The organism is Methylobacterium tarhaniae, from assembly GCF_001043955.1.
Taxonomy (GTDB): domain Bacteria; phylum Pseudomonadota; class Alphaproteobacteria; order Rhizobiales; family Beijerinckiaceae; genus Methylobacterium; species Methylobacterium tarhaniae.
In genome coordinates, this window is sequence record NZ_LABZ01000344.1 from 1 (window position 1) to 709 (window position 709).

The window sequence follows — 709 nt, forward strand, 5'->3', positions numbered from 1 at the left end:
GGAGCGGCGAGGCGACGGATCGCTCCGCATCGGCGCGCTCGCCCGCAACAGCGACCTCGCGCACGATCCCGCCTTCGCCAGGGCCTATCCGGCCGTCGCCGAAGCCCTGCTCTCCGGCGCCTCGGCGCAGCTGCGCAACGCCGCCACCGCGGCCGGCAACGTGATGCAGCGCACCCGCTGCGCCTACTTCGCCGACACGGGAAGCGCCTGCAACAAGCGGGAGCCCGGCAGCGGCTGCGACGCGCGAGGGGGCGAGACCCGGCTTCACGCGATCCTCGGCTGGAGCGAGGCCTGCATCGCCACCCATCCGTCGGATTTCTGCGTGCCTCTCGTCGCCCTCGACGCGGCCGTGGAGATCGCCGGGTCCGCCGGCACCCGCACCGTCCCGCTCGAGTCCTTCCACCGCCTGCCCGGCGAGGCGCCGGAGCGCGAGACGGCGCTGGAGCCGGGCGAACTCGTCACCGCCCTCGTCCTGCCGCCGGACGCGGCGGGTTTCGCCGGCCACAGCCGCTACCTCAAGGTCCGCGACCGCACCTCCTACGCCTTCGCGGTGGTCTCGGCGGCGGCGGCCCCGCGGCTCCATCGCCGGCGCATCGCCCCGGCGGCGGCCGGGGTGCGCGGGCGGCGCCCCCCAACCCCGCCGGGCCCGGGGGGGGGGCGCCGCCGCCCCCGCCCCCCCCCCCCGCGGCGCCGCGTCTCTGGCGCGGGG

Annotated in this window: 1 protein-coding gene; it reads left to right on the forward strand. The window is 78.6% G+C overall.

The annotated features are described in order from the left end of the window. A partial coding sequence (locus tag VQ03_RS29815) for an FAD binding domain-containing protein (RefSeq protein WP_208605574.1) occupies nt 1-709 on the forward strand: 709 nt, incomplete at both ends.